12 protein-coding genes are annotated in these 14,117 nt (G+C 53.0%); 6 read left to right on the top strand and 6 right to left on the bottom strand.

Features of this window, described 5'->3' with window-relative positions:
• Positions 1 to 467 precede the first annotated feature (467 nt).
• Both EXE46_RS06125 and EXE46_RS06120 read right to left on the bottom strand, forming a co-directional pair.
• A complete protein-coding gene (locus EXE46_RS06125) occupies positions 468 to 1,520 on the bottom strand; it encodes a phytoene/squalene synthase family protein (protein ID WP_089309364.1) in 1,053 nt (350 codons plus the stop codon).
• Between the two features lie 9 nt (positions 1,521 to 1,529).
• Positions 1,530 to 1,778, bottom strand: a complete 249-nt coding sequence (locus EXE46_RS06120; protein WP_159369607.1) for a hypothetical protein — start codon at positions 1,776 to 1,778, stop codon at positions 1,530 to 1,532.
• Between the two features lie 155 nt (positions 1,779 to 1,933).
• Between EXE46_RS06120 and EXE46_RS06115 the strand changes: the two genes are divergently transcribed.
• Positions 1,934 to 3,070, top strand: coding sequence for a mechanosensitive ion channel family protein (locus EXE46_RS06115; protein ID WP_089309365.1), 1,137 nt, complete (start codon positions 1,934 to 1,936; stop codon positions 3,068 to 3,070).
• Between the two features lie 107 nt (positions 3,071 to 3,177).
• Here the strand turns inward: EXE46_RS06115 and EXE46_RS06110 are convergent, their stop codons facing one another.
• The gene (locus EXE46_RS06110) at positions 3,178 to 3,786 is read right to left on the bottom strand and encodes a TetR/AcrR family transcriptional regulator (RefSeq protein ID WP_089309366.1); all 609 of its coding nucleotides are present in this window, start codon (positions 3,784 to 3,786) and stop codon (positions 3,178 to 3,180) included.
• 2 nt (positions 3,787 to 3,788) lie between these two features.
• Complete coding sequence (locus tag EXE46_RS06105; RefSeq protein WP_089309367.1) at positions 3,789 to 4,238, bottom strand: zinc ribbon domain-containing protein; 450 nt, start codon at positions 4,236 to 4,238, stop codon at positions 3,789 to 3,791.
• 254 nt (positions 4,239 to 4,492) lie between these two features.
• On the opposite strand from EXE46_RS06105, the gene EXE46_RS06100 reads away from it, so the two are divergent.
• The 5 genes from EXE46_RS06100 (at position 4,493) to EXE46_RS06070 (ending at position 8,383) form a co-directional block, all read left to right on the top strand.
• Positions 4,493 to 4,819, top strand: coding sequence for a HalOD1 output domain-containing protein (locus tag EXE46_RS06100; RefSeq protein ID WP_080505558.1), 327 nt, complete (start codon positions 4,493 to 4,495; stop codon positions 4,817 to 4,819).
• A 191-nt stretch (positions 4,820 to 5,010) separates the two neighbouring features.
• Positions 5,011 to 5,892 (top strand): M48 family metallopeptidase, encoded by an 882-nt coding sequence (locus EXE46_RS06095; RefSeq protein WP_089309368.1) that lies wholly within the window; start codon positions 5,011 to 5,013, stop codon positions 5,890 to 5,892.
• 717 nt (positions 5,893 to 6,609) lie between these two features.
• Complete coding sequence (locus EXE46_RS06080; RefSeq protein ID WP_089309370.1) at positions 6,610 to 7,068, top strand: tyrosine-type recombinase/integrase; 459 nt, start codon at positions 6,610 to 6,612, stop codon at positions 7,066 to 7,068.
• Between the two features lie 6 nt (positions 7,069 to 7,074).
• Positions 7,075 to 7,584, top strand: a complete 510-nt coding sequence (locus EXE46_RS17040; RefSeq protein WP_199234114.1) for a hypothetical protein — start codon at positions 7,075 to 7,077, stop codon at positions 7,582 to 7,584.
• A gap of 421 nt (positions 7,585 to 8,005) precedes the next feature.
• Positions 8,006 to 8,383 carry a hypothetical protein gene (locus EXE46_RS06070; protein ID WP_241981501.1) on the top strand — a complete coding sequence of 126 codons (378 nt, stop codon included), beginning with the start codon at positions 8,006 to 8,008 and terminating at the stop codon, positions 8,381 to 8,383.
• A 46-nt stretch (positions 8,384 to 8,429) separates the two neighbouring features.
• Here the strand turns inward: EXE46_RS06070 and EXE46_RS06065 are convergent, their stop codons facing one another.
• Both EXE46_RS06065 and EXE46_RS06060 read right to left on the bottom strand, forming a co-directional pair.
• Positions 8,430 to 9,251: a recombinase family protein gene (locus EXE46_RS06065; RefSeq protein ID WP_199234113.1), complete on the bottom strand. Its 822-nt coding sequence runs from the start codon at positions 9,249 to 9,251 to the stop codon at positions 8,430 to 8,432.
• 385 nt (positions 9,252 to 9,636) lie between these two features.
• Positions 9,637 to 14,085, bottom strand: coding sequence for a hypothetical protein (locus EXE46_RS06060; protein WP_137687578.1), 4,449 nt, complete (start codon positions 14,083 to 14,085; stop codon positions 9,637 to 9,639).
• Positions 14,086 to 14,117: the final 32 nt, after the last annotated feature.

Below are 14,117 nucleotides of genomic sequence, written 5' to 3'. Positions count from 1 at the left end.
AAGCGGAATCGTACTCCCCCCCGGACCACAACAATAAGACAGGTGAGAATCTGGTCTGGCCACTCCTTGAGTGTCTGGGTGGAGGCATCTCAGCTGGGGTTGTCTTACTGCTCTTGCTTCCGATGTTGGCAGATGTGATGAGCCCGCTTGGAGCGTTGGCCTCGACAGGGCTGGTCATCACAGTATTGTTCCTATGGATGTTATTGTGGACACTCACCGCAGTAACCCGCAAACGGGTTATCGGTGAACAGTCCCACTAATTGTGGTCGCTCAGCTGTGGGTACGCCATGTAATATTTTTTGACCGGTTGATTCGCACTCTTCAGTGACCGGGTGTTTCAGGTGAGAAATTGTCTGAAGAATAGGATTTCAACAGAGCCCTATCAACATATTCTTACAATGGTGTACGGACGGTGCTGTCCACTCAGATCCACGAACGCTTCCACTGATACAAGAATATGAACGTCGTTAGTTGAGGGCTTGGTGGTACGGTTTGTGCGCGATAGTTTTGCGGAGTTCAGCAATCGCGTTACGATCAGCGGTACTAGCCGCCTCCATCACGGCAATCACTTCTCGCCGTGATATCTTCACACCAGACTCGGTGAGTGCGTCCTCAGGGCGGGTGTGGAGTTCCCTGATTGTTCCCACGCCTAGCAAATACGGAATGGACCACGCGGCCATCGTATTACCGTGCGTGAGTGGCATCGCCTCGATGTACGTTTGGGCGTCATCGAGGAACGTCCCCGCGTAGGAGGCCGTCCGTTCGACAACGTTCGCAGCTGGTTCTCGATTGTCGGTGCGGAGGATAGACTCTTGATCGATCCCTTCGTCAGCGAGCCACTCGGCCGGGAGATAGACGTTGTTTTCCTCTGTGTAATCGTCGTACACGTCCTTCGAAACGTTCACCATCTGTAAGAGGAGTCCAAACTCGTCCGCTGTGTCGTACAGCCTTTGAGCGCGTTTCTGAGAGACGTTCCCCCGGGTGAGCAGATTCGTAATAAGCCTGCCGACGGTACCAGCAGCGTAGTAACAGTATTGTTCGAGTTCGGAGCGATCGTTGATACGGAGTCCACCAGTGTCTGCGTAGCGCTCAACGAACATCGTCATTCCGTCAACCATCTCCCGGACCAGCGGAATGACGGCCGTCTGTACGGATTCCGGCTGGTTAGTGAATGTCGCCCAAATTGTCGGTGACTGAGCGACGACGGACCAGTCGGCGCTGCGGTCGGCTGACGGTGGCAACCAACCGTCGACCGCTGCCCGGAACTCGTTCATCGTCTCGTTACTGGCGGGATCGAGCGCAGCATCGAACGTTCGTAGGAGCTTTACTTGCGATTCAGGTGAGACATGACCGGCGTCTTCGATGGTATCGGCAACGCGACATAGCAGATACCCCAGGCAGATGTGCGACGACATCGGCTCTTCCAGTACCTCAACGGTCAACGCGAAGGTACGCGAGACGTCCTGTACCGCTTCGTGACACCAGGCGATATCTGGCTCAGGAGATGGATCGGTCATCATTTTGGGAGCTTATACCGTAGTGAGGAAATAGACCCAGAACAGAAACCCAAATCCGCCGAGCCCGGCCATCACGATAGGCAGTACTGTTTTCTCTTGGGTATCGTATAACTTGTACCCGCAATACACGGCGAGGAGGCCAAACAAGGGGATAAACACGAGCGAGAGTATCGCCGTGATCATGCCAACGACGACATAGAGACGCCCCTCTTCGTTCCACACCTGTATCGTATTTTTCAACGAATTCTGTGACTCACTCATGGTTGCTGAATACCTGGCCTGTACACACTTACTAACTAATTAGTCAGGTATACTTAACTCCCTCGGATACTCTTCGCGAATGCCGTGCGAATCCACGATACTACCCAGACTATAACCCGTGGATTATCAAAGGAGATGTGCGAACACTCGTGTCTATGCTCTCGTTCTTCCTTGTCCCGCTTCAATCTAGCACGGAACTCACCGAAACGGTGGCAGTAGTCGCTGCAGCAGTCTTCATCGGCGCTGTGATCTGGTACCTCGGGAAGCGCCTGAAGACCCGACTTCGAACGGAGAACGCCGAGGTCGTCCGGGCGGGACTCCTCTTGATGGTGGCAAGCGTCGCCGCCGTCGTCTTGGTGCTCCGATGGAACGCGGCTGGGACCGCACTCTCGGTTGTTGGTGTGCTCGAATTCGGTATCGAGGCTGGTGTCCGCCTCCTGCTCACGATACTCCAGTTCATTGCCGCGTACACCGTTACCCGTATCCTGAAGCGGTTTCTCCTCGGCAGTGGCAGTTCGAAACACCGCGTAACGTCTGACCACCAGCGCCGGGTCGGCTACTACGTCAGTCAAGTCGTGATCTACGTCGTCGCCGTGTTTGGAACGTTCTCGCTGTGGGGTGTCCAGCTAAGCGATCTTCTGTTGGGAGCCGGCGTCCTGGGTATCGTCCTGGGGTTTGCAGCCCAGGAGACGCTCGGATCGATCCTCGCTGGGTTTATTCTCATGCTTTCGCGGCCCTTCGCCATCGGAGACTGGGTCCGAATCGGCGATCACGAAGGATTCATCACCGAGATCACCATCAACAACGTCCGCCTCCGTAATCTCGACGGTGAACACGTCGTGCTCCCGAACGAAGCCGTGAACAATCGAACCATCATCAATCGCAGCATCGAAGGGAAACTTCGGCTCCGGGTCGAAGTCGGGATCGATTACGACGTTAATCCCGACCATGCCGAAGCTGTCGCTCTGGAGGCGCTCACGGAACTCGAGGAGATCATGAGTCAGCCCGCCCCGCAGGTACTCCCGGTTCGGTTCGACGATTCGGCCGTGATACTCGAACTGCGATTCTGGATCGACAAACCGACCCCACAACGGAAATGGCGAGCTACCCAAGTAGTCATCCACAATGTCAAGGCCGCGTTCCGACGCGAGGGAATCAAGATTCCGTTCCCGCAACGTGAACTTATGGGGAGGAAAGAGACTGGTGGCTTTCGAGTCGTTGACGACGAGTTGAGCGGCCAACCTGAGGCGGATTCACACTCGCCGACCTCATCGACAGATCGATCCGAGTGAGCGGGAGCAGTGTCCCTTCTTCGATCACCGATTTCCTTCAGTGGAGTTCGTGCCTCGGCGATCGCGTCCGCACGACTGAGATTTGTCACCCTATCTCCCCACTTGAATCACGACCGGCACCTCAGTTCGGAGTCGATGTACGAGGCCAGCGAGACGCGTGCTGCCGCCGCGGCGCTTTTGCGGTCTGTCGTCACGCGACCGTACATCGCGCCGTTGACCGTCGCTAGGATATGCTCCGCGACCCGCGACGGGTCGACATCACGGAAAGTGTCGTCGTCGATGCCGCGTTCGACGATGCTCCGGACGGTAACTGCCAGTCGGTCATCGATCTGCGTGAATTGCTCGCGAAATACCTCGTTCGTCACGGCTTGGGAACGGAGACCGACTAGCACCGCTTGGAGCTGTCGTTGCTCCTCGTCGGGCTGAAGCGGGAGGAGCTTCTCAATAACGTGCTCGAGATCCTCTGGCGGTTCGTCGCCTGTCTCTGTCTCGATCGTCTCTTCGAATCTATCGACGGCGAACTCGAGAAACGCGACCAGAAGGTCGTCTTTCGTGTCGTAGTGGTAGTAGATAGCAGCCTTCGATTTATCGAGTTCGTCGGCGATTCGGGAGATCGACAGGTCGGCGTAACCGTGCTTGAGTAGTGCTCGATAGGTGGCTTCCATAATCTCTTCTTCGGCGGTGCTCCAGTGCTGTTTGGGTGAATCAGAAGCCATAGTCAGTCCGATTGGTTCTCGTCGATTCGTTCCAGTTTGGAGACGTCGACAACGTTGAATTCGGTTGTACACCAGTGGCAGAATCCGAGATCGGGATCGACCGGCTTTCCGCAGGCAGGACAGGCTGGAGATTCATCAGCCCCTGTTGACCCGACAGTGTTTGCTTGGAATCTATCGGGTTGTCTTCTAACTTTCGCGATGAGATACGCGTCAAGGACACTAGCGGCACTGATCAGGACTATCGGGAGAATCGAGAATGGATCGGTTAGCGTACCCGAACTAAGCGCGGATATCGTTGACGCGGGGAGAAACAGAACTGAAGCAGCAACGGTGAGTCCTAGCCATCCAAGCGCTCTCAGCCAGCGCCGCAGGTACAAGTGGCCAAGTCCAGTGACCACTGTTCCCAGAAGCGCAGCGAGTAGTGGATTGTTGCTGAGCGAGACTCGTCCCATACTACTGACTAAACGTTCGGTAGGTATTAAAACCTTCGTCTAACTGGAAAAGGCCATTGACAGAGGCACGATGAGATACACTCTATATGTCCGAGTAAACTAGTTTTAAGCCGTATATCCGGCAGATAGAGAATTGTGGCTGAGAATATTGTCAGGTTTGAGGCGACCTACTCTCACTTGAGATGAGGGGAAAGATTGATACTTACCGAACGTTCAGTATGTGTTGTGGCGCACCCGAAGCGCCCGAATACACAATGACCGATGAATCTCGGCCCGCTGACGAATTGACAGCATCGTGGCACGGCCGCTACCTGGCTCGCTGGGGCAATGAAACACCCCTCTACGAAGCCGTCACCGACGCCGTGTCGACCGTTACCGGCGATGCCCGTTCGGCAGTCGCCTCCCGCTACGATCGGACGCATGCGTTCGCGCTCAGTCAACTGTTCGGCGGAGCTGACGGAGCGTCGACGCCATCGACTGGAGTGGTCAAGTTCGTTCTCTCCGAGTGTGTTGTCTCGGTCCACAGCGACGGGCAACTCTCGGTCAGCCTCGCTGACCGTGAACGTAATGCGATTGACTAATCACACACATGCATGTATAGACTCACCGCGAACAGCAGACCCGATACAGAATTGACGGCCGGACTCGATCGAACAATCGTCAACCAAAGACTGAATCGGGTTGATAGACCAGCCAACGCCGAATCTGAGTATACTCCCGAGACCACCTCTACAACATAACACACATGAGACATATTGGACTTAAAATACGGATGGCCGTCGTGGGTGCAATTCTCGCGGGGTTCTACCTCGTGGCCGTCGCCGCAGCGATGGTCGCGTTCGGCGAGGGCATCCTCCCGATTGCCATCGTCGGCAGCATCCTCTTGATCGGAATCCAGTATAAAGTCGGCAAGTGGGCCGCGTTACGGAGTGTCGGGGCCGAAGACCTGCCTGAGACCCAATACGCAGAGATTCATCAGTTCGTTGAGCGCGTCTGTCGAGAGAGGGAGATGAAGAAACCGTCGTTGAAAATCGCCAGTATGGGCGTTCCGAATGCGTTCGCGGTCGGTCGCCGCGGAAACGGAACCGTGGTCATCTCTCAGGAACTCATTCAACTGCTTGACCGGAGCGAGCTCGAAGGCGTTATCGCCCACGAACTTGCCCACATCGACAATCGCGACGTCATCACGATGCAACTCGGTCAAGGCATCGCATCCATCGTCGCTATCGTTGCGCAGTACATCGTGTTGTTCACTGGCGAGAACGACCTCGCGGATTTCTTCCTCGCGGTCGTCGTCGGGAACATCGTCCAGTTCGTCGTGATGATCTTCGTGCTCGCGATTTCCCGGTACCGCGAATACGTCGCCGACGCCGACGCCAGGGATGTCATCGGGCAGGGCGAACCACTCGCTCGCGCGCTTGAGAAGATTCATCAGGGTAACCAGCAGGCCCAACAATCAGCTGGACGTGCCCAGCGTGGCCGTGGGTCGGCTAATCGGCGCGGCCGTGGGCGGGGGAGGCAGCGCTCCCGCGACGCAAACGTTGATCAGCAGGTGAGCGCACTCTGTATCTCCAGCTCTGACCGTGGCTTCCTCCAACAAATCGTCTCCACCCACCCCCCGATGGAAAAGCGTATCCAGCGGCTCCGCTCGTAGATGCCCGGGGTCCGCGAACTCCTCGCAGTCGTTCTCGGCGCCTTACTCGGCGTTGTGTTGATTGTCGCCCCACAAACAGCACTCCGACTGTCCGTATTCGTTGGCCCGACCCGTCGACGTCGTGGTGACTACGGCACAGACAAGCACGACTCGCTTTCCGACCAGTGGACGTGGCTCATTCGTGGACTCGGTGTCGTATGTCTCGCTATTGCGCTCTTTATCGCGTATCAAACGTATTCCTGACTGGTCCGCTAACACATCACTATCTCTATAGCTCCAGAGAAACTCATCGATAAGAGATACTGAGGTAGTGAATATGACGGCAACCCCGGAGTCTCGTCGGGTGGTCTTCCGACGGATCGCAAGACGTTCGCATACTGATTGGCCGGCGTACGATTCGACACCGTTGTACGATCGGACGTCGCTTGCTGGTCTAGAATCGGACGTTCGTGTCGTCTCTACAACGTGGTTCAGACACGATGATCATACCTCCGTCGAGCAATTCGTCTGCTCGCTCCCGTTGGCCTATGCCATCTTTGACGCCGAGGATCGCTACACCGGGCCCACACGATACGAGATGTCTACGCTCTTTCGGGTGTTCGTACTGAAAGAACTCCACGGATAGGAGTACGAAACAGCTCTCGTCGACTACTTAGAGAACCGTCCTGTACTCTGTGAGCAACTGGGGTTCGAGACGCAGCCGGGGAGATCGTCGCCGTGACCGTCCCGTATCACAAGGACTGCCACCGCGCCTTCGAGGAGACCATCTGTAGCCACTGCCGGACCCTCGCCAAGGCGCGCGCACGAAACGCGGATGATGCCGACGCCGAGCCCGAAGACTTCTACGACGACTACTGGTCGCCGAAGTCGCACGCCGGCGGGCGGCAGATACCAGTGCTCCAAGAGCGGGGGCGAGACATCATCGAGCGCTTCCTCGAGGTCCAAGGCCAGTTCGACATGACCGACAAGACGGTCCGCCGGCGTCTCACCCGGCTGGCTGAAGTGACCGAAGGCATCGACCCCGACCGCATGATGCCGCAGTCGCTCCGCGCGTCGGCAGCGAACTATTGGATCATGCTCAACGGCTTCGACAATCACGGGTTGAAGATGCTGATAGGGTGGAAGTACCTCAGCACCGCGCAGTACTACGTGAGCTCCGAGTTCGCGCAGTTGTAGCACAAGATGTCCGCCGCGCTCGGCGAGCCGACAGACGGCCCGTACGATGTCGACCCTCAGCCCGAGAGCTACGCGACGGTTCGGGAGAACGCAGACCTAATCACCCTCGACCGTATCACGCCTCAGGGCGACGTCGCTCGACACAAGTACGACCACCTGCCGGACCCGCTCGAAGCTGAAGCGCGCGACCGGCAGCAGACCTTCGGCGCGTTCGCCGACGATCACGAAGTGCCAGCTGCGTCCGACCCAGTCAGAGCGTGGACTCGGGCGCGACTCCTGCTCGAACACAGCGCGGCGAAGGCATCCGACAAGCTCGACTACCCACCATCTCGACGAAAGGCCGCAGGGATCGCCGTCGCGCTCGGCGCGTGGGCCGTCTTCGCCGGCGTCGTGTGGGGTACGACCGGCGCGTTCCATATCGACCCGGTGGCGGGTGAGGTACACGCCACGCCGGGAGCCTTCATCGGCCTCGCTATCGGGCTTGTCTACATCGGTCATGAGATCCCGGACCTCTGACGCGCTCGACGTCGGTAACCGGCGCGTGGGTTTATATGGAACTCGCAAGCGTCTCTGCGATTGGAGCATGAACATGCTCATCGACGCGTTCATCGGTATGTTTGGACCGCACACAGCCTTCGCCGCGCTCGTGGTATTCATCATGTGGGTGATACAGTACACGCGCGGCTGAGCCACCGGCGGCAAGCGCACCGTTCTGTCGCCCTGCCACAACATTTCCGTAAACCACCCTCATCGGCCGATAATCGGCCGGTTCGGTGTCTTGGGGGGAAGAATCCAGGACACCCCTTCTGGTCCTGAATAATAATCTGTCGGGAAACGTGTCTGACACGGGTCGTTGAGCAGAATATATTAGGTAGCCGAAAGGTCTCCATCAGTAGAATAGCTCGGGTCAAAGGAGTACCATGCCCCCGGTCGAAAGTTGACCGCTCCGACCCTGACGATGCCCCCGATTTCAAATGGGACCGACAACATCGACTACATAATGTATGAGTCAGATCTTCAGGACGGGGTATCGAGCAGCATTATTGACGGCGAGGTGTCGTCGTTGAACCTCAGCATCACCGACAACGAGTTTGCTGTCATCGTTGATATTGGCGAGACTGACGCAGCTTACACGGCTGATGAAGCCCGTGAGCTAGCGACGAGTCTCAAATCCATCTCGGACCAGCGATGGGACGTAGAAAACGATGACATCGTAGAGTACCTCCGCGACTTAGCCGACGTGGTTGACAACGAGAAGTCAGTAGATGAGGTAGAAGAGAAGTGGGAAAGTAGAGAGGTAGATATCTCGGTATGATAGAAACATAAACCGTTGAGCCGATTGAGAGGGTGAGGTAGAGGCGCTAGCAGTTGTCGATGTCCGTGGCCTCCTCTAACCGCTCGACGCGTTCGCGTAGCTCTTCGAAGTCGGGATCCTCGGCCCGTACATCCTCCAGCGGGCGGACGTCGGTGAGTGCGTCGTCGACGCGCTCATCCTCGGCCTCGCCGCTGAGGTAGAGGTCGCGACGATCTTGGTGGAGGCTCCGGAGTGTCGACTCAGCGATGCCGGTGTCGTCGGCGACGGTCGCGAACGAATCACCGCGGTCGACGCGGACGAGAGCCTCACGGACGTGTAGGAACTCGGCGGGATCCACGCGGAGGTACCCATCTTCGACGACGAACCCCGCAGGTGGTCTTCCAGTCCACTTTCCGGCAGACTGTGCAGCGCGGACGCCCGACCGGATTCGCTGGAGTTTTTGTTGGTGTTCGATCTGGGCGAGGTCGCCCATCAACCGAGCGACCATGCTGTATATTGTCTGCTGGAGCTCGCCGTCGTCGACGTGAATTTTCAGGCCGACGTCGAGAGCCTCAACGCCGGTGTCATGTTCCAAGCAGTGTTGGATGAACTCGTGAATCTCAGTCGGACCGAGGCGAGAGAGCCGGCTGATTTCGTGAACGACCACGAGATCGAACTGTCCCGTCTCGACATCATCGAGGAGTCGGTTGTACACCTCGCGAGTGTCGGTGTCGGCAGCGCCGGAGACGATCTCTGGATACTCCTCGATGTCTTCCACACCGAGACGTTCCAAATGCTCGTGCGCCTCGTCGAGCTGCCGAGATACGTCCTGATCCGAGGTCGAGACGCGGGCATAGATCGCCGCGGTCGCGGGTCCGTTTTCGCTCATGTTTTCGAGGACACGCTATCAATTTAAACAAGTGGGGGTTACTGCGGTTTCGTGTATAGCAGTACCTTTTCATTCGTATTTTGGGAAGTATTCTACTGGAGAGTGACGCAAATTGAGCCACTCAGGATCGAGATTTTATACCAATTATTCAGGGAACTCTACGACGCAAGAAGCGCTATTGTCCACTGAGGCCGAGAAATCAGCATTGTGATTGAATATCATAATATGAATTCTACAGAATTCAAAGTCGAGAATTCCTCCGTCACACGCTGTTGGAATATATACAGCGTTTGGAACAAGGCCAAAGTATGCAACAAGTCAATCAGGAGATTGACCAAGCGTTACTTGAGGCAGACTATCCAGTCCCCGATGATTAGTGAGGTGCTTATCGATGGTCGTCTAAGAAGCTCTGGGCTTCTACATCATAGGTTTGAGCGGCTTCGAATGCCTTATCATATGTCTCATCGCCATTGTCAAATTCCTCAAGAGCAGGGCGAAGGATCTCTTTTGATTCTTCGGTGAACCCGTGCGACATTGGTCTCTCGTACTCCGTATTCAGGCTGTAAAAGATATCTACTGTAGTTTCTATATGATCATTAGATTGGGTGGATAGGTATTTTTCTAAGGATTCCCAGGCACGCCGGTTTTGAGAGATATGATTGAATGAATCCCTGAGCAGGTCTTCCACTTCATCGAGTTCAACACTATTCTCGACGTGTTCAAGCCAGCGAACGAACCACGAAACCTCTTCTGAGAATGTCTCATCTTCCCCAACCTGATCAAGACGTCTCTCCCACAGCAATCTAGTCTTCTCCCACTTCTCGAAGGGGTCGTCGTCTGTACTGTCACCCCATTTCCATAGACTCCAAGCGACTTGTCTCGCCAGATCTGGATCACTTCGGTCATACAGGTAAGCCAGCAAACTATCTGACCAGTCTTCAAGATCGTATTCGAATAGGTAGTTGGCAAGTAGGTGGCCGGCCATTTTTTCGTCCGCATTTACGGTTTCAGTGTTTTCTCCTTCGACCATTAGGTCGATAGCGTGGAAGTAGTAACTCCGAAGTTCAGGGAAGATATCTTTGTAGGCATTATTGAATGCGACATAAGAATCCCAAGCGGCAGTGAACTTTTCCTTATCTTGTCTACTCTGGCTACGAGGGAATATGTCCGATAGGTGTTCAGCTACCCAGTCCTGATCAGCAACCCAGAGCGTGACAAATCTGCGGCCGAATACCGAGTGTACACCGAGGGAAAGATCATCTAACTTTTCTTCTAATTTGGACCTGAGTTCTGAATCAAGTTCTTCATTCTCATCATCTGATTTCTGTCTTGTATAAATTATTAGCGAGTCTAAGGCTACAGGACGTACTGTGTTCAGTGCATTATGGGAAGGATCATTGTGGCCAGCATGGCCTTCTGGTGGCCTATCTCGCTCAATATTGGGATCAGGGTCCTCTAACAGGGTAAAAATTAGACTTCTAATACGATCTTCTTCAAGTAGGAAATATTCGTATGAGTCGCTGTTACCGAAGCCATCTCTCAATAGCCATCCTACACGCTTTCTGGTGTGAGAAGGCCAGTCGTCGGTATTAGAAACTATCTGGTCTGATAAATCCCACAGAGCATTTCTGAAGGATTCATTGTCTAATATTTCTGGTTCTTCCTCTATTCTGTTTCTCAAGTGTCCTAGTAGTTGTGTCGAATAGGATTCAGGAGCTTCAGCCAGTCTCGGTAGTTCAGAGGCATACTTTACTGGGTCGTCTAAAACAATTCCCGCTACTTTTTCTGCCGCGCCTCTTCGGCCTGTCTCCTCAACTGAATCACTTTCGTACCATTCCTCCTCCTCGAAAGGTTCCTCTATACAGAAGTTGATCAGATCCTCCGGCGATCTGTCGCGTAGGTCTTCCTTTGATTCAGGGCTTTCGTATGAAACAGCTCCTCCCCTTATTGCGGGCGTATCTGGATCTTCTGGGTCGTCTTCAAACCGGTCAACTAGGTCTGAGAGTTCTGCTCTTGTGTCGTTAGAAAGGTGTTCTCTTATTGGCCAGAGTTTGTCGCGAACCCATCGAGAAGCATATTGCTCCGCAATTTCGTCTACAGTCATATCTTCCTGTTCCTCTTGTTTCCCTTCAGCTATCTGAGCGAATGTATCTGAGATTGGAACAGAGGTGATTAGATTGACCACCTGATTTTGTTGATCTTGGTGAAGATGCTCAAATCCGTGTTTCAATAACAGGTTGAATTCTTTCTTTAATTGAATGTCTGAGTAATTTTCTTCCCAGAGTAGTTCTTGTGCCACCAGATCCCTGTGGTCGCCTCCATACTCTCTCAGTAGGTAGAATCCGAACCCTCTGAAAACCGGATATTCATCAAGATACGCTTCGATTTTTTGCTTCTGCGCGTCGTCATTCGAGACTTCAAACCAATTATCGAGTGCCTCTCTCAAAAACCCAATGTATAGCTCGAAGGGTTGATATCTGTCATTCTGGCCAATACCGTAATTGGAGACCGATTTCAGGTAAAATAAGCCGAGCTCTTCAACTTTTTTGCCTCTGTTTTCAGCTCTGTGCTCAGCAGCATATCTCATGTGATCCTCGAAAAGTTCGAGCGATTCTTGAGGTCGGTTCTGAACAAGTCTTTCAAGAGTGCCATCTTCAAATAGGGAGGTAAGATAGTACGAACTCATCATTTCGTCGTTTGGCCCTCCTGGTTCGCCTTCTAAACGGACAGTGAGGAGCGAGTCAGTCAGTTCAAGGCCTTCATCGAAATACTCCCCGTTTATTAGATCTTCTGTGAATTCGGACGTACGAGAATAGTACAGGTCTATTGTAGGTTCCTGATTGTCAAGTCCGCCTTGGACAATGTCCGTGAGTTCAACTCCATATTCTAGTGGGAGTTCATTAATGATGGATACCACTGTTGCCTTGCCGCGCCGATCTAAATCGACAACATCCTCACTCACAATATCGCTAACAACCTCGGGATGTAGGCCCGCGATTTCGTGGAGATACCCCAGTAAATGGCTAGGTGGATTTTGGAATCGATCTGTTTCGGCTAATGACTCTGCCCAGGAGGGATCTGTTGCCTCGTCGAAGAAGTACTTATAGAGATCTTCCCTACTCTCCAGTTTTTGTAATACCGTATTGGTTACTGGCTGGTTCTGAGCAGCATCCCATTTCTTCACTACGTCTAATATTTTCGAGGCCCAATAGAAGCCAAAGCCCTCAATATCATCTAATATTTCCTCTAAAAATACGTCTGTGCCGTCGGGTAGTTCGCCTTCCTGATCGGTGTAGACAGCGAACATCCATTTGACCACATCATTATTGATGTTCTCATCAAGATCATTGAGTGTCCCTTGGAACAGGTTTTCCTCGTCCACCGTTCTCGAAACTTTGTCCCGGGCGTAGAGGTAAAGTTGAAACTGTTGGTGTCTAAACCTGAATTTTCTCTCTCCTGCCAACTTGGACCCACGTTGAATGACTCCCATTGATCTCAGTTGTTGGTCAGTCCACTGGCGATCACTAATTGAGAAAACAGAGTTTCCGCTTTCGGTGGCACGAACTGCATGTTCAACTGCCCGGTCAACTATGCGGGTTCCTCTTAATTGGTCATCGCTGGAATGGTCTTCCTCAAGCAGTGTCAGGTATTCTTCCCAGACAGTCACCTGTTCTGAGACATCCTCCAATTCAGATCCACTATTTGCCAGCCTTCCAACTACATCTAGATATTCAATCTCTTTACAAAGATAGACTAAATCCTGAGATGGGGAAGTGACCGCGAGCTCCTCTAAATACTCTCTAACCTTGGACTCTTCTAAGGTATTGACCGTTATAATGTCATCAAAGTGTTCAGAATTGCTTAATGTGACAAATTCGTTATGATGATCTAGATCATAGGTTCTACAGGCAAATATTGTGCTTACGCAGTTCATCTGAGCCACTTCCAAGATTAGGTTTTTGTAAATCTCTCCAGATACCCGGTTCGTGTCGTCTAACTGGTCGATAATAACTATGAAAGGGCGATTTGCGGCGATTTGCCGGATACATCTCTCCAGAGACACCTCCAGGCCGAGTTCTTCGGCAAGGTCGGATTCTGATCTTATAATAGAATAGGAACTTACATCTATAAACAGGAAATCGTACTCTGAAATTTCACTCACTCGTTTTAGAATCCCACTCTTTCCGACACCTCCCTCGCCCTTTAGTATGATATCGTCAAAATCATTAGGATCTTGAATGGCTTCTAAAATTCTGTTTGTTTCAGATCGTGGAATATGGCCTACTCCTTCGATTTCATTTTCGATCCTTCCCAGTTTTTCGCTCGATTCACTCTCGAATCTGTTCAAGACCTCTGAAAACGACGGGTACTGATCACTAAGTGTGGAGTAGTTTGCGACGGCAACTACAAAGGCGAACCCTAGGCTCAGTGCCAGCCCCAGCAATATATCTGGAGCCGTGAGGTCAAGGAATCCCACTTGGGCCATAATAGTAATCCCGACGGTGTGTAACAGTAGAACAGAAAACCCGCCAATAAGCAGATATATTGCTATTACTTTGATTCGCCCTGTTCGAGTGTGGAATTTCGATACAGTGGTTCTTCTTGCAGACTTGAAGGTATAGTAAACGATTCCAGCTGGGAAGAGTATAATTGAGACGATTGAGATGATTGAGATGCCGGATTCGGAAATCCCTGCGCTAATGAGTGATAGTTGGAGGCCGACGACGGTAGTTACTAAGCCGAATACAGCCGATCCGACAGATTTGGTGAAGTTGGTCTCTCCCCCGAAAGTTGAATATTCAAAGAATAGATCTTTTACAGAGGAGAGACCCATTATCCTTCAGAGTGAGGTCAATAAATAAAATA

The sequence above is a fragment of the Halorubrum sp. GN11_10-6_MGM genome (genome assembly GCF_005435165.1).
GTDB lineage: Archaea > Halobacteriota > Halobacteria > Halobacteriales > Haloferacaceae > Halorubrum.
This window is presented reverse-complemented; position numbering and strand designations above follow the sequence as displayed.